25 protein-coding genes are annotated in these 25,768 nt (G+C 51.6%); 13 read left to right on the forward strand and 12 right to left on the reverse strand.

Annotation, left to right across the window (positions count from 1 at the left end; all coding sequences use genetic code 11):
- Nucleotides 1-29: 29 nt before the first annotated feature.
- The gene (locus tag MRY86_RS10230) at nucleotides 30-434 is read right to left on the reverse strand and encodes a DUF983 domain-containing protein (RefSeq protein ID WP_044229828.1); all 405 of its coding nucleotides are present in this window, start codon (nucleotides 432-434) and stop codon (nucleotides 30-32) included.
- 235 nt (nucleotides 435-669) lie between these two features.
- Here MRY86_RS10230 and MRY86_RS10235 point away from each other — a divergent pair, with 235 nt between their 5' ends.
- Entirely contained in the window at nucleotides 670-1,104 is a 435-nt protein-coding gene (locus tag MRY86_RS10235) for a cytochrome B (RefSeq protein ID WP_293567615.1), read from the forward strand.
- An 82-nt stretch (nucleotides 1,105-1,186) separates the two neighbouring features.
- Here the strand turns inward: MRY86_RS10235 and MRY86_RS10240 are convergent, their stop codons facing one another.
- Nucleotides 1,187-2,221, reverse strand: a complete 1,035-nt coding sequence (locus tag MRY86_RS10240; protein ID WP_293567617.1) for a hypothetical protein — start codon at nucleotides 2,219-2,221, stop codon at nucleotides 1,187-1,189.
- A gap of 372 nt (nucleotides 2,222-2,593) precedes the next feature.
- On the opposite strand from MRY86_RS10240, the gene MRY86_RS10245 reads away from it, so the two are divergent.
- Nucleotides 2,594-3,541 carry a sterol desaturase family protein gene (locus MRY86_RS10245; RefSeq protein ID WP_293567619.1) on the forward strand — a complete coding sequence of 316 codons (948 nt, stop codon included), beginning with the start codon at nucleotides 2,594-2,596 and terminating at the stop codon, nucleotides 3,539-3,541.
- On the opposite strand, the gene MRY86_RS10250 is transcribed toward MRY86_RS10245, so the two are convergent.
- Together MRY86_RS10250 and MRY86_RS10255 are read right to left on the reverse strand one after the other, a co-directional pair.
- Entirely contained in the window at nucleotides 3,519-4,199 is a 681-nt protein-coding gene (locus MRY86_RS10250) for a phosphonatase-like hydrolase (RefSeq protein ID WP_293567621.1), read from the reverse strand. The two genes, MRY86_RS10245 and MRY86_RS10250, sit on opposite strands and share 23 nt — an antisense overlap.
- A 13-nt stretch (nucleotides 4,200-4,212) precedes the next feature.
- A complete protein-coding gene (locus MRY86_RS10255; protein WP_293567623.1) occupies nucleotides 4,213-4,800 on the reverse strand; it encodes an HD domain-containing protein in 588 nt (195 codons plus the stop codon).
- A 499-nt stretch (nucleotides 4,801-5,299) separates the two neighbouring features.
- Here MRY86_RS10255 and MRY86_RS10260 point away from each other — a divergent pair, with 499 nt between their 5' ends.
- Entirely contained in the window at nucleotides 5,300-7,135 is a 1,836-nt protein-coding gene (locus MRY86_RS10260) for an alkaline phosphatase (RefSeq protein WP_293567625.1), read from the forward strand.
- Nucleotides 7,136-7,243: 108 nt separating this feature from the next.
- On the opposite strand, the gene MRY86_RS10265 is transcribed toward MRY86_RS10260, so the two are convergent.
- Nucleotides 7,244-8,140 (reverse strand): prohibitin family protein, encoded by an 897-nt coding sequence (locus MRY86_RS10265; RefSeq protein ID WP_293567627.1) that lies wholly within the window; start codon nucleotides 8,138-8,140, stop codon nucleotides 7,244-7,246.
- 178 nt (nucleotides 8,141-8,318) lie between these two features.
- Here MRY86_RS10265 and MRY86_RS10270 point away from each other — a divergent pair, with 178 nt between their 5' ends.
- Nucleotides 8,319-8,963, forward strand: a complete 645-nt coding sequence (locus tag MRY86_RS10270) for a hypothetical protein (RefSeq protein WP_293566685.1) — start codon at nucleotides 8,319-8,321, stop codon at nucleotides 8,961-8,963.
- On the opposite strand, the gene MRY86_RS10275 is transcribed toward MRY86_RS10270, so the two are convergent.
- The 3 genes from MRY86_RS10275 to MRY86_RS10285 form a co-directional block, all read right to left on the reverse strand.
- Nucleotides 8,935-9,993: an alkaline phosphatase D family protein gene (locus MRY86_RS10275; RefSeq protein ID WP_293566686.1), complete on the reverse strand. Its 1,059-nt coding sequence runs from the start codon at nucleotides 9,991-9,993 to the stop codon at nucleotides 8,935-8,937. The genes MRY86_RS10270 and MRY86_RS10275 overlap by 29 nt on opposite strands.
- Nucleotides 9,994-10,007: 14 nt before the next feature.
- Nucleotides 10,008-11,321, reverse strand: a complete 1,314-nt coding sequence (locus tag MRY86_RS10280; protein ID WP_293566687.1) for a DUF5690 family protein — start codon at nucleotides 11,319-11,321, stop codon at nucleotides 10,008-10,010.
- Nucleotides 11,322-11,395: 74 nt separating this feature from the next.
- The gene (locus tag MRY86_RS10285; RefSeq protein WP_293566688.1) at nucleotides 11,396-12,460 is read right to left on the reverse strand and encodes a zinc-binding dehydrogenase; all 1,065 of its coding nucleotides are present in this window, start codon (nucleotides 12,458-12,460) and stop codon (nucleotides 11,396-11,398) included.
- Nucleotides 12,461-12,616: 156 nt separating this feature from the next.
- Here MRY86_RS10285 and MRY86_RS10290 point away from each other — a divergent pair, with 156 nt between their 5' ends.
- Nucleotides 12,617-13,216, forward strand: a complete 600-nt coding sequence (locus tag MRY86_RS10290; RefSeq protein WP_293566689.1) for an XRE family transcriptional regulator — start codon at nucleotides 12,617-12,619, stop codon at nucleotides 13,214-13,216.
- A 99-nt stretch (nucleotides 13,217-13,315) separates the two neighbouring features.
- Entirely contained in the window at nucleotides 13,316-14,527 is a 1,212-nt protein-coding gene (locus tag MRY86_RS10295; RefSeq protein WP_293566690.1) for an NAD(P)-dependent oxidoreductase, read from the forward strand.
- Here MRY86_RS10295 and MRY86_RS10300 read toward each other — a convergent pair.
- A complete protein-coding gene (locus MRY86_RS10300) occupies nucleotides 14,524-15,477 on the reverse strand; it encodes a phosphoribosylaminoimidazolesuccinocarboxamide synthase (protein WP_293566691.1) in 954 nt (317 codons plus the stop codon). The two genes, MRY86_RS10295 and MRY86_RS10300, sit on opposite strands and share 4 nt — an antisense overlap.
- Before the next feature lie 145 nt (nucleotides 15,478-15,622).
- Here MRY86_RS10300 and MRY86_RS10305 point away from each other — a divergent pair, with 145 nt between their 5' ends.
- From MRY86_RS10305 to MRY86_RS10320, 4 genes are read left to right on the forward strand one after another with little or no spacing between them, the layout of a single operon-like run.
- Nucleotides 15,623-18,940, forward strand: coding sequence for a T9SS type A sorting domain-containing protein (locus MRY86_RS10305; RefSeq protein ID WP_293571415.1), 3,318 nt, complete (start codon nucleotides 15,623-15,625; stop codon nucleotides 18,938-18,940).
- A 49-nt stretch (nucleotides 18,941-18,989) separates the two neighbouring features.
- On the forward strand, nucleotides 18,990-19,748 hold the full coding sequence (locus tag MRY86_RS10310) for a 5-oxoprolinase subunit PxpA (protein ID WP_293565995.1): 759 nt from the start codon (nucleotides 18,990-18,992) through the stop codon (nucleotides 19,746-19,748).
- Entirely contained in the window at nucleotides 19,745-20,374 is a 630-nt protein-coding gene (gene pxpB / locus MRY86_RS10315; RefSeq protein ID WP_293565993.1) for a 5-oxoprolinase subunit PxpB, read from the forward strand. The genes MRY86_RS10310 and pxpB overlap by 4 nt, the downstream gene beginning before the upstream one ends.
- A 3-nt stretch (nucleotides 20,375-20,377) precedes the next feature.
- Nucleotides 20,378-21,247: a biotin-dependent carboxyltransferase family protein gene (locus MRY86_RS10320; RefSeq protein WP_293565991.1), complete on the forward strand. Its 870-nt coding sequence runs from the start codon at nucleotides 20,378-20,380 to the stop codon at nucleotides 21,245-21,247.
- Here the strand turns inward: MRY86_RS10320 and MRY86_RS10325 are convergent.
- Nucleotides 21,244-23,082, reverse strand: a complete 1,839-nt coding sequence (locus MRY86_RS10325; protein WP_293565990.1) for a right-handed parallel beta-helix repeat-containing protein — start codon at nucleotides 23,080-23,082, stop codon at nucleotides 21,244-21,246. The two genes, MRY86_RS10320 and MRY86_RS10325, sit on opposite strands and share 4 nt — an antisense overlap.
- A 35-nt stretch (nucleotides 23,083-23,117) precedes the next feature.
- Between MRY86_RS10325 and MRY86_RS10330 the strand changes: the two genes are divergently transcribed.
- From MRY86_RS10330 to MRY86_RS10340, 3 genes are all read left to right on the forward strand, one after another.
- Nucleotides 23,118-23,432, forward strand: coding sequence for a hypothetical protein (locus MRY86_RS10330; RefSeq protein ID WP_293565988.1), 315 nt, complete (start codon nucleotides 23,118-23,120; stop codon nucleotides 23,430-23,432).
- 66 nt (nucleotides 23,433-23,498) lie between these two features.
- Nucleotides 23,499-23,753, forward strand: a complete 255-nt coding sequence (locus MRY86_RS10335; protein WP_044229883.1) for a UPF0175 family protein — start codon at nucleotides 23,499-23,501, stop codon at nucleotides 23,751-23,753.
- Complete coding sequence (locus MRY86_RS10340) at nucleotides 23,737-24,225, forward strand: DUF3368 domain-containing protein (RefSeq protein WP_293565986.1); 489 nt, start codon at nucleotides 23,737-23,739, stop codon at nucleotides 24,223-24,225. Before MRY86_RS10335 ends, MRY86_RS10340 begins: the two co-directional genes overlap by 17 nt.
- Nucleotides 24,226-24,257: 32 nt before the next feature.
- Here the strand turns inward: MRY86_RS10340 and era are convergent, their stop codons facing one another.
- Together era and MRY86_RS10350 are read right to left on the reverse strand one after the other, a co-directional pair.
- A complete protein-coding gene (gene era / locus MRY86_RS10345; RefSeq protein ID WP_293565984.1) occupies nucleotides 24,258-25,148 on the reverse strand; it encodes a GTPase Era in 891 nt (296 codons plus the stop codon).
- Nucleotides 25,149-25,161: 13 nt separating this feature from the next.
- The gene (locus MRY86_RS10350) at nucleotides 25,162-25,755 is read right to left on the reverse strand and encodes a hypothetical protein (RefSeq protein WP_293565983.1); all 594 of its coding nucleotides are present in this window, start codon (nucleotides 25,753-25,755) and stop codon (nucleotides 25,162-25,164) included.
- Between the last annotated feature and the right edge of the window lie 13 nt (nucleotides 25,756-25,768).

The raw sequence follows: 25,768 nt of genomic DNA on the forward strand, positions 1-25,768 counted from the left end.
TTTTTCCGCTAAATGTACGATGAAATAGTCTAAAAGATAGTCTTGTCGTACTTAGAGCCAGAGTTTTCTGAATTTTCCAGGCTCTTGTCGTAGCGCATGGAGAAATGAAGGTAGAGCGATCGGGACAACCGCATAATTTTGAAGTAGGTCAAAGCTGCGAAAGCCAGGGTAAAGCCCATAGCCGCCATCACGGACCAATCGTAATACAGTACCAGAAGCAGCGCCGGCAGCAGCAGCATCCATGACGAAATGCCGTAGGAAATAATGAGCGCACCGAAGTAGAAGCCCGGTTCCGGCTCAAAGTCCAGCTTGCAATTTTGGCACGCCTTATGCATGTCAATGGGATCGGTCCATTTAAAAGGCTTTTTAAACAGATCACCCTCCCCGCAGCGGGGGCATTTATAATTCCAGATTCCCTTCCAGGATAATTTCATGGCTGATAGCTTTTGTGGGCACAAATGTACAAAACTTCATAAGTTCATACCTTTGTCATAAGCAAGGAATAAAACTTTTTATAGAACATTGACTATCCCCCGAAAAGTTGAGTACAGGCTCAAAGATTACAACGGCATTACCAAATGCCAATTACGGCAAAGAAAGCTAAAGAGAATGGCACATAAATAGTAGATTTGCCCGTATCCTTTACACCATTGACCAAAACTTGAACTTATGTATAACATGTTAAAACACGCGCACTCGGGCCTGAGATGGCTACTGCTCGCGGCGCTCATCTATGCCATTATCAAAGGCTTTCAGTCCTGGCGCAATGGCAAGGCTTTTAATAAGCCCTCTGCACTCATTGGCCTGATCCTGACTCACGTACAACTGGTTATTGGGCTGCTGTTGTATTTTGTATACAGCCCGTTGGTATCCTACGGAGAAGGCTTCATGAAGGACACCATCACCCGCTTCTACACGGTTGAGCATTTGGTGACGATGCTGCTCGCCATCATCCTGATTACCATTGGCTACAGCCGTGGAAAGCGCAAAGCGAATGCTACTGCCGCTGGCAAGGCGGTATTTGTTTTCTATCTGATTGGAATGGTGCTCATCTTACTGGGCATTCCGTGGCCGTTCCGCGGGCTTGGTGCGGGCTGGTTTTAGACCCGTCTCCTCCACCCTCCTCATTACAAAAGCCTGCCCGGCGTTTTGCCGGGCAGGCTTTTTGTTTTTCCTCATTGCTCCTTTACTTCCCCAGCACAGTGGGGCAGTTTTTCGCTGTGAACTCAGCGCAAACGGTGCCATTATCCAGAGCAGTGTAGAAAGACTGAAGGTATTCCAGCATTTCGCGCTTATCGCTACGGCTCAGCAGGTCGAAATCACTAATCATTGCTTCAAAATTGCCTTGCCTGGACTTAAAGAGTTGAACAGTCGAATGCAATTCACTGCTGCTGAGTTCAGCGCCCAGATAAACCCTTTCGCCCACCTTGTCCTGCCCAATATCACGGGCTGGCACAGCGTAACCTACGTTCACGATGCCGGAAAAGTCAAAGTCGTAGGGGACAACCGTGTTCAATCCGCCATCCACAGGCTTCAGGATTTTGAGGTTGCGCGACATGGGGATGGACCAGTCTACGTTGCCAATCATGTACTGGAACATGGCATGGGTACGCAGGTTCTCCTGCTGAAACTCGACAGTAGACAAGCCAAAGCATTCGTCACATTCCATACTTGCCTTACGGGCGGCCAGTTCGTCAATGTCCTCCAGCAGAATGCCGTATTTGACCAGTTCCTGATTACTTTCTGTGTCTTTGTAAGTCACTTCGACCAACTGTGCCCGAAGCGCATGATCGGATAATTCCTGGTACATTTTGTAGGCGAGGTACTCCCGCAGGACTGCTTCTTTTCCCTTTTTGCCGGTCTGGCAGTGGGTGACCAGCTTCATATCATCGTGTTCTGCCAGCCCGCGAGCTCTGAGATCGCTTTTGGAAAAGTCAATCCTCAGCGGCGGGAAATCACATACCCGGCGGCGGTAGCGGCCACGGGCGCGGATTTCGCTGGGCAGTTCCACCCAGTTTCCATGTGCATCCTGGTAGCGAAAGATCGCCGGGTACTCTTCATTGGTATCCACTTTGGCGTACATGGTATCCAGGCTGAACTCCAATTCCAGCTTCAGCAACTCGGTATGCCCGAACTGATCAAATAAGGTAGGTGTTCCGGCACTGAGCCCAATGGGGGTCAGGCAAATGACTAATAGCAGGGTTCTAAAAATGGTTTCCATAATTTCAGATTGTCGTGGTGATTTCAAAAATTTGAGCCCGCAGCTTCTTGAGCTAAAGGCCGTGTGTCGGGTTGTTTTATGGTTCAAAGATGCGGTTAGGCGCCTTCAACCCCTACTTTTTTAGATTAGCATCCAGAAAAATCCAACGAACCTGGGCGCGGAATGAGGGTTGAAGAGACAATTAAGCATCATAGTATTGTAAAGCCGTTTAAAAAGCAGAAAAGTTGCAGCGCTCAGTTTTTTTCATCTATTAGGGTTTGATTTCGTACAAGCCGCCATAGTTGACAAAATTTCTACGCTACATCTTTGTGATTCCATGTATTTAGGGCCTTCTTTGCATATTCGGCTATCAATCTTATCAAATAACAGGAAATGAACGAACCAAAATTGACCCTGGAGCAAGTCTTCGCAATGGACTTGCCTCCTATAATTATTTACGCAGCCCCGGTAATGTTTGCGTTAGTCTTCGTAGAGTACCTTATCCGGATCCGGAAATTGCGCCGCAACTATGACACCAAAGATGCCTTTGCAGCTACTGCCGTAGGCATAGGCAACATTATCTCCTCCGCATTGACAAAGGTTTTCACCTTCGGACTGGTCTTGGTATGTTACAACCTGGTTCCCTGGAGCATCCCCATTACCTGGTGGTCCTTTGCGCTTTGCTTTGTCGTTCTGGATTTTTGCCGGTACTGGGCGCACCGGGTCGCGCACGAGCAGCGATTTTGGTGGGCCACGCACGTGACGCACCACTCCTCCGAGCAGTACAACTTCACGGTTTCTTTCCGGCTTTCCTGGATTCAGCAACTAAAAATCATCTTCTTCCTGCCTATTGCGTTAATGGGCATTCATCCCGTGGTATTCTTTATCGTGCACCAAATCGAAGTCCTGTACCAGTTCTGGCTGCACACCGAGCTGATCAAAAAGCTGCCCCGGCCTATTGAGTATATCTTTACCACGCCGTCCCACCACCGGGTCCACCATGCTACGAATGAGAAGTACCTGGACAAGAACTACGGCTCCACATTGATTATCTGGGACCGGATTTTCGGTACCTTTAAAGAGGAGGAGGAAACGCCGGATTACGGCATACTGAAGCCCGTTGGTTCTTACAACCCCGTTTACCTGGTCTTCCACGAGGCTATTGACATCGTCAAGGACCTATCGACTTACCGTTCCCCCAAAGCCTGGTATAAGATTCTCTTTGGCAGCCCCAACCTGACCTTGAACAAGAAAGCCTACGCTGAGGCGGCAGGCCTGCCCGTAACCGACTCCATAGAGGAAGAGGCCACAGCAAAGGTTAAAGCGAAAGTGGAAGCCTAAGTTTCAAGTCTTCCAGGCGGTCAATAATGAAGTCAGGCCCTGCTTCGCTAATTTGAGCAGCAGTCTGTGCGCCTGTGGTTACGCCTACCGTGTAGCCACAGGCGGCATTTTTGCCCTCCTCAATATCAATAGCCGAGTCCCCTACTTTTACAATATGCTGCGCAGATGCTATACCGAGCTTAGCCTGCGCCAGTACGATCATATCCGGTGCGGGGCGGCTTTGCGTTACCTGGTCTGCGGTGACCAGCAAGTCATACTCCTGGCCAGCTTTCCAGCCCATTTTGTCAATCAGCGACTGAGCGGTGGCGGCATTGTACCCGGTGTTGAGTACTACTTTAATGCCGGCATTGCGCAATTGCTTCAGAAAGCTTGTTGCCCCGATGGTGGGTTTTACATCCAGATTGGCATAAGCCGTTTCAAGTGCCGTTTTGAAGGATTGATAGGCCGCATCTACCTGCTCTCCGGTCACTGTGCCGTTCCTGCCTAATAGCCCCGCAATGGCATCCCGTTTTTCCTTGCCGGCCGCAGAAGCCAATACTTCCTGTAGGGAGAACGGATAGCCTCCAGTGGCGTTGACGGCATCCCGCAGGGTTTTGTAGACGACGTTGCCTTCGTCCACCGTAGTGCCAGCCATATCAAAAACAATCATTTTTATCATAGCGAGTCGTGGTTTAACTTAAAGCTTCTAATACTGAAGCCCGGAAAGCGTCAATCTCCAGGTGCTCAACGTTTACATCTTTGGCCTGATCATCCCAGCCGCGTAGCTTAACCGCTGCCTTATGGAATGGATGCTGTTCAAATGCAGCGATTTCCTGTTCGCTCATCGGACCACCCTGTAGCCGGAAACTTTTTTGGGAAGCCTCCGAAAGTTGTTCGTAATACGCAGGCTTAAGGGTGCAGAGATATCGCTTGGCTGCTACATGCAGCTGTATGGGCTGCAGTACGGCTTCGGGGAAGATACCCTTGAGGTAGTTGGCGCCCAGTTCCTCATGCAGGTCATCCTTCAGTGTAGGGTTATTGGCCTCCACGGGATCATCAGCAAGCATATGCCCAATGTCGTGGAACAGGGCGGCGGCTACCAAAGTAGCGGATTCCCGGCCGCGGGTGGCTAATGCCGCACACTGCAATGCATGCTGCATTTGAGTCCCTTCTTCCTCGTAATGTTTGTTGCCGTGCGCCCTGAGATAACCAAAAAGGAGGTCTGCCCGGCCCGGCTTGTCAGCAGTTAGCAATTGATGCCTCAGGCTTTGTGCGCTCATTGATCTTCAGTTTTGATTTTCCGCTCCCAAAGCTAATACAGCCGGGTTAAAAGAATCAGGTCAAAGCGGTTATTATTTTCACCTCATGAAAAAAAATTATACTAAGCTCACTTCCCCTGTTCAACGTTTCAAGAGCTTACCAACTAAAAGATTCAACAAATCCAAAATAGGCCCAACCTGATAAAAACTAAGCTCAACCAGCAGTAACCTAAAGATTAACCCTAAGTTATTTCTTCAGAAAAAAGCTTAATCGTTTTTTAATCTGAATTATTCCACCACTCTTGCACACTGCGCTAATTTTACCCTCATGAAAACAACTATTCGCCTATTGGTTTAACCTAAAAGGGTGAATACAATTCGTAATTTATACTAGCGATTGATATAATACTGCTGCACCAAAGATCAGGAGGTGCAGCTTTTTCTTTTTCTTGACCATGATTCTCAAGTCTTCGCCCCTGCTGAATTACCTCACCTTAATAATATGAAAAAACAAGCCCCTATGAAACGTCACCTGCTTTTTTTTCTGCTGTTACTATCTGTTTCAACATCCATAGCACAACCCTATCCCCTACCCCACCCGCAACGCCTGCATGCTCATAATGACTATGCCCGGGAATTGCCTTTCTGGAATGCCTGGGCGGCAGGCTATGGCTCTATTGAAGCGGACTTGTACTGGCACGAAGGGCAAGTGTACGTTGCTCATGATCCCAGTGACCTGCACCTGGGCTATCAGTTGGACAGCCTATACTTTGAATCCATCCGGTCGGTCCTCCAACGGCAGCGGGGACGCATCTACCAGGACAGCAGCCATCAACTCCACCTGCTGATTGACATCAAAAATGCCCGGGATACCATCCTGCATTACCTGGTCCAAACCGCAGAACGGTATCCTGACATTTTCCAAAGCCCAAGCGGTGTCGACCTGGTCCTGTCCGGTGACCGCCCGGAACCTAAAGACTGGCCGGGGCTACCTGACTATATTCTCATTGACGGACGACCGGGTGACCGGCTGACCGCTCAGCAAATGGAAAAAGTGGCCATGGTGAGCGCTTCCTTCAATGCGGTTGCCTCCTGGAATGGCAAGGGGCAGCTCACGCCCGACCGACAGCAGATCCTGGAAGAAATCGTTGCGCGTGCTCATCAGCAAGGCAAGCCCTTTCGCTTTTGGGGCACTCCGGACACGCCCTCCTCCTGGCAGCTCCTCATCAAAAACAGTGTGGACATCATTGGTACGGACGAAGTAGACCGGGCACGGCATTTCGTAGAGGCGTACGCCAAAAGCTTCTACCACAACCCTTTGCCCCAATCAGCCTACACGCCCCAAAATTCTTCCTTTCCAGCATCCCCAAAAAACATCATCCTCCTCATCGGGGATGGCACCGGTCTGAGCCAGCTTTACGCCGCCTACACGGCCAATGCCGGGCAACTCACGCTTTTCAACCTAAAACATACCGGACGGGTACACACGCGGAGTGCGGACGCTTACTGCACCGATTCCGCCGCCGGTGCGAGCGCCTACGCCACCGGGCAAAAAACCGACAACCGCAAAATTGGTGTTGCACCTGACCATACTCCCCTCACCCAACTGCCCAAACGATTACAAGAGGCAGGGTACCGCACCGGCGTCATCACTTCCGTAAATGTCGGGGATGCCACGCCGGCGGCATTCTATGCGCAGGTGCCGGAGCGCGATCAAATCCGGGAAATCGTAAGCAGTATGCGCCGGGCTCCATTACATTTGCTGGCCGGTGAAGGGGATGCCCTTCTTGAGCTCTTCGGAGAATCATTTGACACACTACAGGCAACGGGCCGCCAACTCCTGACTGACCGCATCCGGGTGGATAGCGACTCCAGCCAGGTGGTTATCTTTCCAGCAGACACCTTCAAAGCTGACAGCAGCAAAGCCTCGAGACAAGCTTTTGCCAACTTGCTGGAAGATGCTTTGGCCTTTCTGCATCAGCCAGGCAAACCCTTCTTTCTGGTCGCCGAATCCGGGCGCGTAGACGGTGGGGGCCACAGCAATGATATGAAAATGACAGTTGATGAAGCCCTGTCTCTCGACGCAGCGGCAGCCCGGGCCCTACGCTTTATCGACGCCCATCCGGAAACCCTGCTGATCGTGCTGGCAGACCACGAGACTGGCGGGCTGTCTTTGCTGGACGGCAACCTGGAAGACGGCTGGGTCTTAGGGCATTTCAGCACCAACGACCACACCGGCGTTGCCATTCCCTGCTTTGCCTACGGCCCCGGAGCAAACCAATTTACCGGAACACTTGACAACACAGCCATTCACAACCGTATATTGCAGTTGCTGGAAGTGTCAGCAAAGCCGTAATGAATTCGAATAGCGTTGATGAAGGGTTGATTCAAGAGAAAGGATAGCCTTTATAACAAAAAGCGACCGTTGCGCCCGGAATTTTAGCGCGACGGTCTGCTAATCTTTCTAATTCCCGACATTCAGTTCCTCGGCAGGCAAACCCAGGAAGGGAGACTCGCCATTGGTGATGATAATTTTCGTGTTCTGAGAACGCGCCATATCCAAAAAGGCCTGAATAGCCCGGTTGCGGAGCACCTCATCGGTGAGGGATTGTTGCAGATTGGCGTTGGCTTCTGCCTGTGCCTCTGCCTGAAGCCGGATAGCGGCTGCATCACCCGCTGCTTGTATTTCTACCCGCTGCCGTTCTGCATCCGCCTGAATGACCGCGGCATCCCGCTCGCCCTGTGCCTGAATGATCCGCCGCTCCGCGTCGAGCTGCTCCCGCTGCTTGATGAACTCCATACGCTGTGCATCCTGCTCTGCCTGCAGTACTTCTTCAATAGAACGGGAAAGCCCGGCTGGCAGGACAATGCTTTTCATCAGCACATTGTCGACGATCAGCCCTTTTGGCTCCAGGATCTCGGCCATTCGGTCGCGTATTTGCGCCTCAATCACTGCGCGTTCGCCCGAGTGCATATCCTTGGCCAGAAAACGGGAGCTGACATCCGCCGCTGCCGAACGGAAAACCGGTAGGATTATCTCGCTCTCATAGGCACGACCAACATCCCGTAGCAAAGTAGGGGCACTGGAAGGGCGGATACGATACAAAATGGACATCACAGAAGTAATGGTCAGTCCTTCCTTGGATGGCAAATTACTTTTGATCTCCAGGTTGACAGTTCGTGTAGGCAGGGTTATAATACTGGTGGTGAATGGGTTATAGCCCCTGGGGCCTTCTGATAGTGCTTCGTTGCTAATTTTGCCGAGGCGTTGTTTCACTCCCACTTCACCGGGGCGGATGACGACACAACTACTGAAAAAGAGGCTAAAGAGCGCCAGGGTTAACATTGTTTTCATCTTCATAGCTTCAAAGTTTTTTATTAATGACCTCTGAAGGGGGGATTTGGTTCATTATTTGCTCCCCCCAGACCGTGGAGGTTTAAAAAACCTCCACGGTCTGGGGGGAGCAAAAAAAATACCACCTTGATTTATGGAATTTTCCACTTTCCACGACATATAGGTAGAACCCAACCCCAAAACCATGCATAAAGACCCTCTATTCCCTGGCGAAGCCTACCATATTTATAACCGTGCCAATGGTAGCGAAAACCTTTTCCGCGAACCAGACAATTATCGCTACTTCATGGCTAAATTAGTGGAACGAACCCATCCGGTGCTTAAAATTCTTGCCTGGTGCCTTATGCCAAATCACTTTCACCTGTTAATCCGCCTCAAAGACGAGGGGACAATAATGCAGTACAACAAAGATCAAGATGGCACACAGAGCATTAGTTCTACCATTAAGAACCTATCAATGGAAAACCAAGCAGGATTCATAGTGCACCGGCAATTGTCAAAATTGATGATCGGTTATGCCAAAGCCTATAACAAAAAGTATAAGCGCAGGGGTAGCCTACTTCAGCAAAACACAAAACGAAAACTCATCGACAACGAAGCTTACCTAAGAAGGGTTTGCCTTTACATTCACTTCAATCCTGTACATCACGGATTCGTAAAACACCCGGAGCATTGGTCCTACAGCTCTTATGAAGATTACATCTATGACTACACTTCTTTTATTGAAAAAACCGAACTTCTGAGCAGCTTCGGGGGACGATCAAGCTTCCAGGATGCCCACCATCAATATTCCAAAGCAATTACCAGCTCTTCAATTCATCATAGCTAACCGTCTCCGCAAAGCGCTCCTGTCCCGCCACATCGATAACTTTCATGCGCAGCTCCTCTTTTTCCCAATCCATCTCCAGCAAGCCAAAGTGGTTTTCCATTACCGGGCCCTGAATACGATTGTCGTTAGGGGTGGCAAAGCCCCAGGTGGAGGTAATACCGCTTGAGGTGACATCGTAGATGGGATATAAGCCCGGATGAGTGACTTTGGAGACCTCCGCGTAGTGGACATCCCCGGAAATAAAGACGACGCCATTGGCTTTTTTGGCTTTGATTAGTTCCAGCATGCGCTCCTGTTCGTGCGGGAAGTTGGCCCAGGCTTCATAGCCATTGTAAGTTATCCCAAACTGCGTACTGCTGGCAATGATCCGCAAATCCGCCGGCTTTTCCAGTACCTTGCCCAGCCATGCCCACTGCGCCTCGCCCAGCAGGGTAGAATCTTCCGTTTCGTAAGGCCAGTACCCAAGCTCGTAGTGAAAAGCTACTGTATCCACTTCCTGCCCTTCGTAGGGGCGTACATCATCCCGGAAGGTCCGGGTGTCAAGTAGGATGACTTGAACGGTTTTGTCGCCAGCTTTTAGCATGTGATCCGTATAAATCCCGGGGCGGGTGTAACGCTCGTCACTTTCCGGCACTTCAAATACATCCAGAAAGATGGCCTTGGACAACTCCTTTTCCGGGTAGTGCCGCCCACTGTCATTCCAGCCATAGTCGTGGTCATCCCAGGTGGCCAAAATGGTGGTGCTGTCTTTCAGCGCCTGATACTCCGGCTTAGCCATCCAGCGTTCGTATTTGTTTCGGAGGGTGTCCATATTATGTGTGTCCCCGTAAATATTGTCGCCCAGAAAGACAAAGGCATCAGGCTGTTGCGCTGCCGCCAGCCGCAGCACGGGCTGTGCCTGATCCTGATAGCCGCAGGAACCAAAGGCAATAAGGGTAACCGGCTCAGCAGCGGGCGCTTCTTTTGGTGCCTGCGAACTGCAACTTGCTGCAAAAATTGCCAGAACGAAAAAGATCAGTTGGTTTTTCATGGTTGTGTTTTGTTTTATGATAAAGCAGGTTCCCGGCCAGAAGGCTGAGTGGATAAGCTTTGTTCCTTTCGCCTAAAGTACACCAAAGCCAGCACACTGAGGAGCAGGGTGGCAATGCCCATACCGTAAGCACAGGCTGTAAAGAACCGCAGCCAACTTACCTCGCCTGCCCCAAAGTTCTTGAAAAAAAGGATGGCCACACTGCCCAAATACCCAAAAGCATCCGCCACATACATCAGATAACCGATATTGCTCTTGTACCGAAACAGGGCAATCCAGCGCTCAAACAGCATAGTGTGGTAGGAAATGTAGGCCAGGTACATCCCAAAGCCAATCACAATCATCCAAACGGCCGGATCAAGCCGCCCTTGCTGAAACAGCCAGGTGGTAACCAAAACCAGCAAGCCGCCTGTGAAAATGATCAGCTGATTGGCGTAGAACGCCCGGCGGTTGTTCCGGATGAACATCATAGCCCCGACAATCACGAGAACCGTTACCGCAATGGGCAACTCCGCAGTTACCAAAATCTCCGGTGAATCTCCGTACCCTAATGCTGCCCAAAGTTCTACAGCAAAATTGTCGCGCACATCCCGAAAAATGGTCAATGCAATGTAGATGCCTACCATCAGGATAATGCCGGGGGCGAAAGTAGCAAAGAATCGCCGCCGCTGCGCCCGGTCCATCGGAACCCGCTCAGTCCGGTTGGCTTTGTCCTCAGCAGTGGGTGGCGGTATTTGAACCAGCAGCCATACCCCCAACAGCAAACCGGGCACAAATAGCAGCCCGGTAAAGAAGGGCATCCAAAATTCTGTGACCCCATGATGGTCCATCAGCCACTTCCCCACCGCCTTTACAAAACCGGAGGAAACAATAAAGCTCGTGCAAAGCCCCGCGCCCAGCAATTCCGTATACCGCCGGCCTTCCAGAAAGGAGAAAACAATCCCCCAAATCATGCCCAACGGCAGCCCGTTCAGGAATAGGGCGATAAAGTTATAAGGATAAGGCAGTAAGCCAAAGGCGAGCAGCCCCAACCAGGAAATCCCAATCAGCAACAGAATGCTGCCGCCCCGCCTGCCCGGCGTCATTTCCGAAACGACCTTAATGCCGATAAACTTGGAGAGCATGTAACCCATCACCTGCGTAATAATCAGAACGATCTTGTAATCCACGCCCCAAAGAGAAAGCCCCTCGTACATCCCGGCAGTGAAAGGTTTGCGAAAAGCATACATGCAGCAATAGGTAATAAATGCCGCCAGGATGCAGTAAATCGCAAAGGCAATTCCATTCGTACGCATTAGCCACGATCGGAAGCTGAAAAGTCTGGGCATAAGTATCATATTGAGGCTACAGGCGGTAGAGCGCCAGCGCCAGTGATGAATGATACTGTAGCCTGAACTCAGGATTATATTTTCACCCCTACCCGAAAAGGGCTCTGCTTTATCCCGCAGTCAAATGCAGCGGGTACGGCAGATAAGTCATATTCTTCTTCCACCAACGCCGCCATTGGGTATTGATGGTGATGGTCTTCTACAAAAGTTACCGCCCGGACCAGGTCCTCCCGGTTGTAATTGTGCAATCCGCGTATAGTCAGCAAACGCCGGATTACCTGCTCGGCATCTACCTTTACCGCCGGCTGGGGAAAGACCGCTCCGACCCAAATGGCCACCCCTCCGGTCTGCAGCGCTTTCAATCCAGACTCCATAGCCGAGGGCACTCCGCTCGTTTCCAGAACCACATCAACCTCAAGTCCTGCCACCTGCTCCGGCTCAAGCCCCTGACTGGCGCCAAAACGCCGCCCCCATTCTAACCGGGCAGATTTTGGGTCAGCTAAGCATACTTCAGCAGCACCCGCTTCCCGGGCCATGGCACAAGCAAACATGCCTAAGGTCCCGCCACCTGAAATCAACACCCGCTTCCCGGAAACCGCCCCGGCCAGACGCATCCCCCCGGCCATTGTCGCCACCGCGCAGTTGATCAACGCGGCGACCTTTACAGGCACCGCATCCGCTACCTTCACTATTGGCGTATGCCTGCGCAGCAAAGTATGCGTGGCCAAGCCTCCGTGCCAGGCGCTTTGCGGTGTCAGTTGCTCATGCCCGTATTTGAACAAATCTGCTGCTTTTTGCGGCATGCCGCGCTCATCCATAGCCGACCCCGGAGCACTGGCGAAGACCGCCCAGGTAAGCCGGTCGCCCAGCCTCAGCGGAGCACCACGCTCATCCTTTTCGGGCGCACCCGGCCCCATATCAACGATTCGGCCTGACACTTCATGCCCAAGGATAGTAGGGTTCTTTTCCTTACGCGCTCCGGCATAGGTTTTCAAATCACTGCGGCAAAGCGTAACGTACTCATTGGCAATCAGGATCTCACCTGTGCCAGGGGCAGGCAACCTCCGTTCCTCTGCCTGCAGGCCTTCCTTTTCTGCATTAAAAGCCCATAACCGGCCTGTGCTGTCGGATCGATTCATGACAGCAAAATTATTTCACCATTTGAAAACCGCTTCACTTTTACTGTTATCTATATGCTAAGTCTTGCTCATCGCCTATCTACTGGGGAGAATGGAATACAAGGTTTTCCCTATATTCGCGCTGCTCTTGCTGCCTAATCTTTAAACTTAACCCAAATGAAACTAGGTTCTGGATACGTTATCCACCGCATTGGCCCCAAAATACGAGCTTACCGCAAAGAACAGGGGCTTCGCCTGATCGACCTCTCCAAAGCTGCCAATATCAGCTCTGCCATGCTTTCAAAGATTGAGAATGGCCGCATCATTCCCACCATCCCCACCCTTTTCCAACTGATTAGCGTACTGCAGGTGGAGCCGCATGACTTTTTCGCCGAGATTAACGGAAAGCAAACTGCGGATGGCTACGTTCTGGTCAGAAAGGAGCACTTCGTACCTTACGTCAAAGAGGAAAGCGCTATTGGTTTCAACTATCAGTCCATCTTTGAGCATACGGTAAGCGGCAATGATTTTCAGATATCCCTTGTCACCCTGGATCCGGGCAATCAACGCCCGCAGGTGGCCACCTCAGCCTATGAGTTTGTTTACATGATTAATGGAAGCATGAAATTCCATCTGGAGGATACCGCTCTTGATCTGCATACCGGCGACGCGCTATTTTTTGACGGGCGTATCCGGCACACACCTGTAAATCAGCAAGATACCCCTACTACCTACCTGGTCGTTTATTTTTTTGTAGAAGAGCAGGAAACAGAATAATCGCCCTGCCTGCTTTCAGTTCTCGCCGATTTCCATATTTTTACCCGCAACCAAATAAAACGAGGAGTAACGCTCCTTCAGTCACCAAAATTATAGCTCATGAAAATTGGCATTATCCGTGAGGGTAAAATCCCGCCAGACTCCCGCGTTCCGCTCATTCCTGAACAATGTGCCTCCATTATGGGCAGTTATGAAGGCGTGGACATCGTCGTTCAGCCTTCCCCGGGGCGCTGCTACCCTGATGAGGCTTACCAGCACCAAAATATTAAGCTGACAGAGGATATGCAGTCCTGTCAGGTACTAATGGGCGTCAAGGAAGTGCCCGTTGATCAGCTGATCCCCAACAAAACTTATTTCTTTTTCTCTCATACCATCAAAGAGCAATCTTACAACCGGAAGCTCCTGCTAGCAGTCCTTGAAAAAAACATCCGCCTGATCGACTACGAGGTCCTGACAGATAACCGGGGCAAGCGCCTGATTGCCTTTGGTAAATTTGCCGGCATGGTAGGCGCTCATAATGGCATTTTGACGTATGGGAAGCGCACCGGGCTTTTCGATCTGGTCCGTATGAAAGACTGCCTCGATTATGCCGAAGCCCGCCAAATCTATAAACGGGTGCAGTGGCCCGCCATGAAGGTCGTACTGACCGGTACCGGGCGGGTAGGCAAAGGTGCGGCCCTCGTATTGCGCGATATGGGGCTGCGCGAAGTGGAGCCTGACGACTTTCTAACCCTAAGCTACGACGAAGCCGTATTCACCGTGCTGGCCTGCGCCGATTATGCTGCCCGCAAAGACGGAAAGCCTTTTCGGAAGCAGGATTTTTACGAAAACCCAGCTGCTTATAAAAGCATATTCGGGCCCTATGCTGCCGCAGCCGATGTGATGATCAACGGAATCTACTGGGACAATGAAGCCCCCGCCTTTTTCACTAAAGAAGACATGCAGGCGCCAGACTTCAACATTCAGGTCATTGCGGATGTAACTTGTGATATTGCACCGGTTTCCTCCATCCCCTCTACCCTGCGGCCCAGTACCATACCGGAGCCCGTCTTCGGTTTTGATCCGTTTACCGGAACCGAAACGCCTCCTTATCAGCCTGATGCCGTGGACATGATGACAATCGACAACCTGCCCAATGAGCTGCCCCGGGATGCCTCCAAGGCTTTTGGGCAACAGTTTATGGACTATATTTTGCCCGAACTGTTGAAGCCGGACAGCAAAGTGATAGAGCGGGCTACCGTTGCAGCCGGTGGCAAACTAGGCCCTCACTTCCAATACCTGAAGGGGTACGTTGAAGGGGTAAGTGCCTAAGCTTTTTTCAGGTAAGCCAGGACATTGCGCTCGATGCGGTCTTCAATGGCTGTGGTATCGGTGCGTTCAAAGGTTAGGCCGGTGATGCGCTCATAGAGCTCAATGTAGCGCGCTGAGACTTCCTCTATGAATGCATCGGGCATAATAGGCATAATTTGGCCCTCTTTGCCCTGAAAGCCGTGCGCCATAAGCCACTCACGCACGAATTCCTTGCTGAGCTGTTTCTGCCGCTCGCCCAGCTGCTGCCGCTCATCGTAACCCTCTGCGTAGTAGTAGCGGGAGCTGTCCGGTGTATGGATTTCGTCAATGAGGTAGATTTTACCGTCCCGCTTGCCAAATTCGTACTTCGTATCCACCAATAGCAGCCCTTGCTTTGCAGCCATCTCTGTGCCTCGCTGAAAGAGTGCCCGGGTGTACTGCTCTAGTTGGATGTAGTCGGCTTCGCTCACAATGCCCTGCGCGATGATCTCTTCCCGGCTGATATCCTCATCATGCCCCTCCTCAGCTTTGGTCGCCGGGGTAATAATGGGCTCCGGGAACCGGTCGCTTTCCTTTAAGCCTTCCGGCATAGGGACCCCGCACAATTCACGCTTGCCAGACTTGTACTCCCGCCAGGCATGGCCAGCGAGGTAGCCACGGATTACCATCTCCACTTTAAAAGGTTCACAGGCTGCACCTACTGCCACGTTGGGGTCGGGCACTGCTTCCAGCCAGTTGGGCACAATATCGGCTGTGGCTTGCAAAAAATGGGTGGCCACCTGATTTAGCACCTGTCCTTTGTAGGGAATGGGGCGGGGCAGCACATAATCGAATGCAGAAATACGGTCAGAAGCAACCATTACCAGCTTTTCACCTACCGTGTAGACATCGCGCACCTTCCCGCGATAAAAAGCCGTTTGGCCCGGTAAATTCATATGCGTCTCCAGTACAGCATCAGCTAGATTAGACATTGGCTCAGATTTTTGGCAAAGGTAAATACAATTTTGACAGCAAATTACCCGGAGCCCCCTTCAATCTACTATATTCAGGTTCTAAAACAGGGAAAAGCGAACCATTTACTATTGCGCTTGCCCACTCAAAACCATTGAAAGAATAATGAAAAACTGGATTACAACTCTACTTTTGCTGCTGCTCAGCCTCCCTGCCATGCTAACAGCTCAACAAAATACGTACCCAGCTGAGCGGAGCGTCGCTGAATTCCTGGGCAAAAGCCCTGCCCTTACAGAACTTGCTGACTTCAGCCGGGACCGCACCGGAAAGGCTAAACTTCGCAAGGTGATCCCAAAGGAAATCCCAAACTTCACCCAGCGCCAGCATATTCCGCGCAACGCCGCAGCTACAGCACTACCTAAGGGCCCTGACCCCAGATTCCAAGCCCAGCAACTACGCAGCCAAAACCTGATGGTGGAGCCCTCTATCGTATTCGAAGGCATCGACCGGCCAGCCTCCGGTGGAATTACCCCTCCAGACCCCTGTGGCGACCTCAATGGCAAGCAATACATACAAATGGCTAACTCCAGCGGAGGAGCTACTTTGCGCGTCTATGACCTTGAAGGCAATCTGACCCTTAACCTACCTTCTCTCTCTGCCCTTTGGGCCGAGTTTGGTGTTTCCGGCCTGGGGGACCCCATCGTGCTTTGGGACCATGCCGCAGAACGCTGGATGATCTCGGAATTTCAGGACTTTGGGGGCAATGCCCTCCTCGTGGCTGTCTCAGTGACGGATGACCCGGCAGGCGAATGGTACGCCTACCGCTTTCAAACGCCAAGTTTCCCGGATTACCCCAAGTATTCCATTTGGCATAATGCCTACCTGGTCACCACTAACGAGCCATCTGATGATAATGTGCCGATCTATGCTCTGGAGCGCGAAGCTATGCTTCAGGGAGCCGAACCCGGTGTGCAGCGCCTGGGCATCCCAAAATTCCCCGGCGGAGGTTTCCAGGTTGCTACCCCGGTAGACTGGGACGGCAACAATCCTCCTCCTACCGATGCACCCGGCTACGTAGTAAGAATGTACGATGATGCCTGGGATGGCGGGCAAGACAAAGTAGAATTGTGGGAAGTCCACCTCGACTGGGCCGATGATGCCGGCAACTTTGTGTCTGGCCCCTCAGATATGGTTGGGGCTCCTTTTGATGCAGAAATTTGCCCCAATGGAAGTTTCTTCGACTGCATAGAGCAACCTAACGGGCAGCTGGTGGACGGCCTCAAGGACATCATCCTCCATCGGGTGCCTTATCTCAACTTCGGTTCCCACGAATCCATCCTGCTCCACTTCGCAGTGGATGTGGACGGCATGGACCGTGCGGGTTTGCGCTGGATGGAGCTCCGGAAAAGCGGCAACAGCGATTGGTCCATTTATCAGGAGGGCACCTACAGTAAAGATGACGGGCTGAGCCGGTTTGCCGGTGGAATTTCCATGGATTTCAACGGCAATATCCTCATGGCCTACTCCGTCGGTGGGCCCACCCGTGAGCTATCCCTTCGCTACACCGGCCGCCTCAACGGAGACCCGCTTGGCATCATGACAGTAGAAGAATACGAATTCGCCGAAGGGCTCAGCTCACAAAATGGCGCCCGCTGGGGGGACTATGCGGCTATGGCCATAGATCCCCTGACTGGTACCGATTTCTGGTTCACCGGAGAATATATGGGTCCGGATGGGCTTTGGAGTACTAAAATCATGTCTGCAAAGCTCCGCCGGGACTCCAACGATGTAGGCATTCAGGCCCTCACCTCACCGCAGTCCTCCGGCTACCTTACTGATGCAGAACCGGTGCAGGTAGCGGTACGGAATTTCGGCTACAAGCCCATGTCTGGCTACACCGTAGGCTTCCAGTTTGAGAACGGCATGGTTTTCACAGATACCATTATGGATACGCTCGCCTCAGATAGCATATACCTGCACACGTTTGCGGAGACTGTTGATATGACCCTGATCGACACTTACGATTTCCTGCTCTTTACCAGCCACCCGCTGGATACCGCCAATTTTAACGATACCCTCCGGGTGCAGGTAGAACAGCTACCCCGTAATGATGTCGCTATTGCCGAGGTGCTGGGCCTGGAGCAAAATATCTGCGACACCTCAGCCCTGGTTGAAATCGTCATTCAGAATGCTGGCGTGGACACCCTCTTTTCCGCCTTTATCACCACCGGGCTAAATGGAATGATCGGTGATGATATCGAATGGGAAGGCAGTCTGGCTCCCGGAGCCACAGAAACCATCGTTATTGAGCTTTCACCGCTTAACAACGGCATCAACGAATTTGCCGTAAGCGTGGGCTTTCCCAATGAGGTCAATGACGAAAATCAGACCAACGACAGCCGGGAAATACAGTTTGAAGCCGTGCTCGATGGGCAGGAAGTTACGGTACGCCTGCTGACAGATTCTTATCCCGAGGAAACGTCTTGGGAAATCCGCGACCTCATGGGTAACGTTATCGCCGAAGGAGGGCCTTACCAGGAACAAATCGCGCTGGAAGAAGCCAAATTCTGCCTGCCGGATGCCTGTTACCTGTTTATCCTTTATGATAGCTGGGGCGATGGCTTGATTGGCCCACCTGCCGGTGATTTTGAAATCGTTGATGGGGAAGGAAATATCCTTGCCCAACTCGGCGATAATATTAACTTTGGTACGCAGACCCAACGAACCTTCTGCGCAACATTCAACTGCCTGCTCTCCATAGATGCCTCCATCCTTAACGAATCAGCACCTGGTGCAGAGGACGGCAGCATCATCCTCAACCTTTCCAACGGCCTGGAAGATTTCGAATACAGCATCAATGGCGGAGATTCCTTCCAAAGCAGCCCGGTATTCTCCAATCTTATCGGCGGCACCTACGAATGTGTGGGCCGGGATGTCAACGGCTGCCTGGCAGATACAATTGTGACTTTAGCTACCTGCGCCCTGGAGCTGTCGGCAGAGGTCACCAACGCCACTGAGGGACAGCCAAACGGCAGTGTCCTCGTCAATGTAAACGGAGGGCAGGGTGAACTGACTTACCAAATTGGCAATGGCGCTTTTCAGGACAGCAACTTGTTTGAAGGGCTTGCCCCCGGTAACTATACGATTAGGGTACGCGATGGTGCAGGCTGCGAGCAAAGCCTACTCGTAACGGTCGAGATGACCTCTTCCCTTAGCCAAACCTTCTTCGGAAAAGAGGTGAAACTTTATCCTAACCCAACCGATGGATTTGTGCAAGTTGAGATTCGCGGTCTGGAAAACACCAATTTCCTGCCTGTCCGGATTATCAATACTTCAGGACAGACCATAAGGCATGCACGACTGGTAAACTATGGCGAAATCACCCGTGGCATTGTATCTTTGTATGACCTGCCAGCTGGTACCTACTATTTACGATTTGAGCATGTGGATTTGCCCAGGCTATTCAAAGTCATCAAAAACTAACTCTACGTGAGCAGGGCAATAACCCTGTCCTGCTCACTTAATAAATTTAATGCAGTATACCGTAGACCTTAATGCCGACCTGGGCGAAAGCACCCACACCAAGCGCTTCCCGCACGAAGCGGAGATTTTCCCCTATCTGTCTTCCTGCAATATCGCCTGCGGTTTCCACGGTGGGGATCCAATTTTTATCGAAAAGGCGATTCTACAGGCTCTCGAGCATGGTTTACGCATTGGTGCCCACCCCTCCTACCCCGAACGGGAAAACTTTGGGCGGATGCCTATGGAGCTAACGGCAGCAGCGCAACAGGCGATGCTCCGGTATCAGGTCAGTGCCCTTAAAGGCATGGTGGAAAGCCTCGGTGGGCAATTATCATATGTCAAACCGCACGGTGCGCTCTATCACACGCTTTGCAGGGATGAAAGGCAGGCTCAGCTCGCTGTGGCGGTCTTCCATTCCATTGACCCCAACTTACAAGTGATGGGGTTACCTGATTCCGCACTTGCCCGGGCTGCCAGCGATACCGGTTTAGGCTACATCCGGGAAGGCTTTGCCGACCGACGCTATGCCCCAGACGGACAACTGCTGAGCCGGCAGCAACCAGGTGCCGTACTCCACAATCCTGCTGAAGTCGTCGGGCAAGTCCGGCAAATCCTGATGGAGGGGATGGTTACCACCAATACCGGTGCCCGTCTGCCTCTTCAGGTCGATAGCCTCTGCGTACACGGAGATAACCCCATGGCTGTACCCATCCTGCAGGCACTCGACCACTTTTTCCGGCAATCGGGTATTCAAAAAGGCAACCTATGACCCTCCAACCCTTTGGCGACCGTGCGCTGCTCATCAACTGGGAACAGCGCATAGACCCGGAGCTTAATGCTACAGTGCATGCCTGGAAGCAAGCCATCGAGCAGGCGGCTATCAAAGGGGTGGAGTACAGTATTCCGGCCTACTGCTCCCTTACCGTGGTGTTCAATCCTCTGCAAATTGCATTCGAAACACTGGCAGAAAAAATCCAAGCTTTAAAAATCCCCGAACCATCTACCCGGCATGCCGGGCGGACCATCGAAATCCCCGTTGATTACAATGGCGCCGACCTGCCTGAAGTCGCACGGCGCACCGGCCTTTCCTTACCGGAAATTATCAGCCTGCACAGCAATCGTCCCTACCGGGTCTACCTGATTGGATTTTTGCCCGGTTTCCCCTATCTCGGCCCATTGCCGGAAGCCCTGCACTGCCCACGCAAACAGACACCCCGCCAATCCGTCCCTGCCGGTGCCGTAGGGCTGGCGGGCGCACAGACCGGCATTTATCCCTTTGAGGCACCGGGCGGTTGGCAGATTATTGGTCGAACCCTGCTAAAAGTGTTTGATGCCCAAGCAAGAGATCCGTTCTTGCTGCGCCCCGGCGATACGGTTATTTTCAAACCGGTCTGACTTATGCTGGAAGTGGAAATCATATCGGCCGGATTGCTCGACACCTTACAGGATGAAGGGCGGCCCGGCTATCAGTCACAGGGTGTTCCCCTCGGTGGTGCCATGGACCGGCAATCCGCAGCACTGGCTAATCAATTAGTGGGTAATCCTTTAAGGACACCGGTGTTGGAAAGCACGCTCCTGGGACCAAGGCTCTGCTTCCACGGCCCGGCGCAACTTGCGCTGGCCGGAGCATTGGCCAGCCCTATGCTGAATGGGCACCCCTTACCTCGCTACACTACCGTGAATGTGCCTCCTGGAGCCATTCTCAACATCGGTAGCATGCAGCAAGGTTGCCGTACCTATCTCGCTATCCGAGGTGACTGGCAGGTACAAAAATGGCTGGGCAGTTGCAGCCCGCCGCCTTATCAGCCTGAGGTGCTGACACCGGATAGCCGACTGCAACCTGGCCAACTTTTGAAAATTCAGAACGCTCCAAACATCGAAATCCGGCAGTTTCCGCTACAGGATCACCCCATTTTTCCAAAAATCTGTGAAGTCAGGGTCTTTCCCGGACCAGAATGGGGGGCTTTTCCCAACTCAGCCAGGGAGCACTTCCTGAACCAGCCGTTTACCCTAAGCAAAGATTCTAACCGCATGGGGCTGCGCTTAAGGGAACAATTGCCCGAAACAGGCCACCTGCCCGGGCTCCTTTCCTCTGCCGTACTCCCGGGCACCATACAGGTACCTTCCTCCGGTCAACCCATTATTCTGATGGCCGATGCCCAGACGACCGGTGGATACCCCCGGCTGGCACAGGTCTGTACCAATGACTTACCGATCCTTGCGCAGTGCCGCCCCGGAGACCAGGTTCGATTCAGACTCCACGTTTAGTCCTTCCAGTGAAAAGAAACGCCTGCGCCCCGCTTCAAATCCTTACCAAATTCTGTAGTCACCGCCTCCCCCACAAACTCGAAATTCAGAGCATATTTGGTTGCCTTTGGATCAATCCGGGCAGTTACGGTCGCGGGGAACGTCCCGGTTTTAGGTGTCACCCGGGTAAAGCCCTCCCCTCCGGCAAGCCGCCAGTTGCCCTGTGGCCCGAGTAGCAGGAAGGTCATCGTTTCCTCATCCGCTGCCCGCTTCCACGCAATAGGCCTGCGAAAATCGTAAGGGCCCCATTCGGTGACCAGGATGTACTTCCGGCCTCTCAGATGTGCTTCCGGAAGCCGGGCATCCATCCCATCGGGTAAGGGTTCTGGCCGGTATTTCTCAAGGGGGGCTTGCTCCGGCATAGCCCTCACCAAGTCACGACGTCCATCGGAGTCAGGCAGCGCTGCCGGGGGATTATCCCGGGCGAAGGGCGCAGCATCTCCAAGGCTACCCTCGCCCATCCGGTTTTTCACCAGTACGAGGCGGTCGTTCGGTTGCTCTTCCCTGAGTAAGGTTTGGAAAGCATAAAACTGATTATCATCGTTGATGGCCACTTGATCCGTCCCAGCAATGGCAAGCGGGGTCTTTGTTTTGTAAAAAAGGTTGTGCTGAATGCGGTAGTCCCGGCTTTCTACCTCCCGCTGCTGCGCATAGCCCCAGTCTTCAGGCTGCTTTGCCCGCTCCCACAGCTTAATCCCCACCTCACAGCTATCAAAGCTATTGTACAAAATGGTATTGTCCTGCCCATGCTCAATCGCGATGCCATAGTCGCAGTTGGTGATGGTATTGGCACACATCAGGCTTTCGAAGCTGTAGCCGCCCCAAATACCGTAGCGGCACTCTTCCAGCCTGTTTTCTGCTATGATATTCCGGCTAAAGGTCACTTCGATGCCGTTGGTGGGCGCATGGGAAAAGTCGTTGCCGAAGATGATGTTGTCGTTGCAGCCGCCCTCGCCCGTATCCATCGTATGCTGGCCTGCCCAAAGGAAGAATCCGTCTCCGGAGTGCGTGGCAGAGTTGTAGGCGAAAACGTTATTTGAGCTTTGCTCATAGCATAAAATGCCAGCACTGTCCTGTCCCCGGCTGTACACCCCATAGCTGAAGCCGCGTACATTCCAGTCGAGCCGGTTGTGCATCACACGGTTGTGGCTGCTTCGGTACAACCCAATCCCAATGCCGGAATTGAAGTGAATGGTGTTGTTGTAAAACGTACCGTTGTTGCAGTTTGTCATCATCAGCCCGTTTTGCCCGCCGGTGACGCGGAGGCGGCGTACGGTAGCCCCATCGCATCCTTTAAGGTAGACCGCAGCCCCATAGCGCAGCCATTCGTCCGATTCGTTGTGGTGGTAATAGAGCCAGTCGCTAAGGTCTTCAGCCTCCGGGGTGCTTTTCATCCGCTGCCGGTAGTTGTAGCTGAAATCGCAGTCTTCCAGCACAAGGCTGTCGGTATTTTCCGCCATGAGGGCGACCTTATACCCCCGAGCATTCAGGTTGCGGATGGTCACATTTTTGCTGTTGCGCACGAGTACTGCCAGGCCGGTGAAGATATCAGGCAGGCTATCCGCCAAACTCCCCCGAAGAAGGGTCCCCCCGAAGTCAATCGTAAGCCCTTCCCCTTCTATCACGAGGACCGGGCGGCTCAGCGTATCGCTTGGCAATACCAGGGTGTCTGCCTCAAAGCTGGTTGACTGTGTGATGACCATCCCGGGCTCAATTTTGGACACTTCAGGGCCGCAGGCCACCATCGCCATCGCAAACCATACGAAGGCCAGACCGTTGTATACATAGATTTTCATAAACGCAGATTTACGCCGAAGATAACAAAAGCCGTATGTACGTCGATATTTCCATCACCGAAGAGGACCTGCAACTGATTATGGGCAGGAATTTCAAACCCCGCTACGCCGCTGCGCTCAGGGACGTCTTCTGCCCGGCCTGCCGCCAAAAGGAAGACGACGCAGTGTTGCCGGAAAAATTCTGGCTTAACCCTGCCGGTGATGTGATTGTGGAAGGTGCCTGTGCCCGCTGCAGCGCTCCAATAGAAAAACTACTGGAAACCGGCATTGATCCCCGGCAGTATGATCAGGCGATGGCGATACGGGAGTATAAGGTGGAGATTGGTAAAGATTATGAGGTGAGGCGATAGTCACCAGAAAGAACTAAAAAACCATCCGATCCGTTACCTATAATATAACATATCTTCCGTAACCCTATGGCATTACTTATTAAAGATAACGAATTAGAGCTTGTTCACATGAGTGAAGAAGAACTCCGAAAAGAAATAGCAATTATGTTATATGAGCAAGGTAGGCTTTCCACTGGAAAAGCTAGTCAGTTTGCTGGTATGAATAAAATTCTCTTTCTGAAGGAGCTTGCCAATAGAGCTATTCCGGTTACCTATGACGAAGAAGAATTTATCAAAGATTTAGATACGCTTGGGTTGACAACCAATGATAGTAGTAAGTGATACCACAGCCATTAGCAACCTTGTTCAGATAGGAAAGTTGAACCTTCTGCAAAGTCTCTATGGAGAGGTTGTTATACCTGAGAGTGTTTATGAGGAGCTACAAATCCTCGTGGATTTAAATATTGTCTCAAAGGAAGATTTGCGGCAAAAATGGATCAAACCTAAACGAGTTAAAGACCATTCTGAAGTTAGTAAATTATTAGACCGGTTAGATATTGGTGAATCAGAAGCCATTATTATGGGCATTGAACTTTCTGCTGATTATCTGTTAATTGATGAGAAAGCCGGACGAATTGTAGCTCTTGAAAAAAATATAAAAATCATAGGTACTCTTGGCGTTTTAATAGAAGCAAGAAGCAAAAACTTAATTGTCTCCATCCAGGAAGAAATGGACAAACTAAGGCGTATCGGATTTTGGATTAGTGATAGTTTATACGCTAAAATCTTAGCGGAAGAGCAGAAAATGTTTTAATCAACTTTGCCGTTTTTGACTTACCTAGATGCTCAATACCCAAAATGCTTCAAAGACCGTTCATCATCCCGCCAGTTGTCTTTCACCTTAACATGCAGCTCCAGAAACACCTTGCTTTCCAGCCACTCTTCAATACTTTTGCGGGCTTCCATACCTAGCTTCTTAATGGCGCTCCCGCCCTTGCCAATGATGATGGATTTTTGGGTTTTCCGGGCAACGAAGATCTCCGCTCCGATGCGCACGAGCGGTTCGCCCTTTTTCGTTTCCCCATCTTTAAAGGAGGTGACGATTACTTCGCAGGAGTAGGGTATCTCCTGTTGGTAAAGCAGCAGTATTTTTTCCCGGATGATCTCGCTTACAAAGAAGCGCTCGGGCCGGTCCGTCAGCTGATCCTTTGGATAAAAGGCAGGCCCCTCAGGCAGGTATTTCATGACCACTTCCATGAGGCGCTCGGTATTGACCTTTTGCAGCGCAGAAACCGGAATAGTCTCTGTAAAGGCAATCCGGTCATTCCAAAGTTTGATCAACTCCAGGACCTTACCGTCATCCACCGTGTCAATCTTGTTGATCACCAGAAAGAACGGGACTTTAACGTTTTGCAGGCGCTGAATGATGGGATCGTCATCCGCATAATGCTCGCCCGGCTCTGTGACGAACATCATGATATCTGCGTCCTCAAAGGTAGAGAAGGCGAATTGGTTCATCGACTCCTGCATACGGTAGGAAGGCGCTTCAATCACGCCGGGCGTATCGGAGAAGACCACCTGATAGTTATCCCCGCTCACCAATCCGATGATGCGGTGGCGGGTAGTCTGTGGCTTGTTGGTGATGATGGACATACGCTCACCCACAAGGGCATTCATGAGCGTGGATTTGCCGACGTTGGGCCGACCGATAATATTGACGAATCCGGATTGATGCATGAAGTTGTATTAATCACAGCTCCTCCGGCAAATACCGCTGAAGTTCACCGTGTACCAGCGCATCCATAGCCTTGAAAAACAGTTTAGGCTTGTGGGGGCGCCAGTTGATGTCATTAAATGCATCGCCAAAGTTAACAAACTGATGCAATTGGGTGTCTTTCATTTCCTCTTTCACATGCGGCAGGGTATTGACAAAGCAGATCCAGCCGCCTTCCTCCACCACGTCTTCATACCACTCTTCGTAGTAGCAATCATCTGAACCGTGAAAGTTGAGGACATTTTCGCAGACCATAATGTATTTATAGATACCCTGATCAGACATCCGGTCTACTACCTCACGCTTGAGATACATGATGTCATTGGACAAGGCGTCATTCCATTCCCCGATCAGCTCAATAATAGCAAAAGCTTCATCGTAGTCGGCATAAATAACCTTCAGGTAGAGCGTATCCGAGCCAAACTCATCCCACTGCGGGTGGATAAAGTAATTGTAGACTTTATTGGAAAAGGTAAACTCGCTATAGGTCCGCCCATAAAATGGTGAGCGCTCATCGTGAGCCGAAATGTACTTCCCTCTCCAGCGATAATAAGGCTCTATATCGTGCATATAACTCTCGCAA

It is taken from the genome of Phaeodactylibacter sp. (genome assembly GCF_022763345.1).
In the GTDB taxonomy this organism is placed as follows: Bacteria; Bacteroidota; Bacteroidia; order Chitinophagales; family Saprospiraceae; genus Phaeodactylibacter.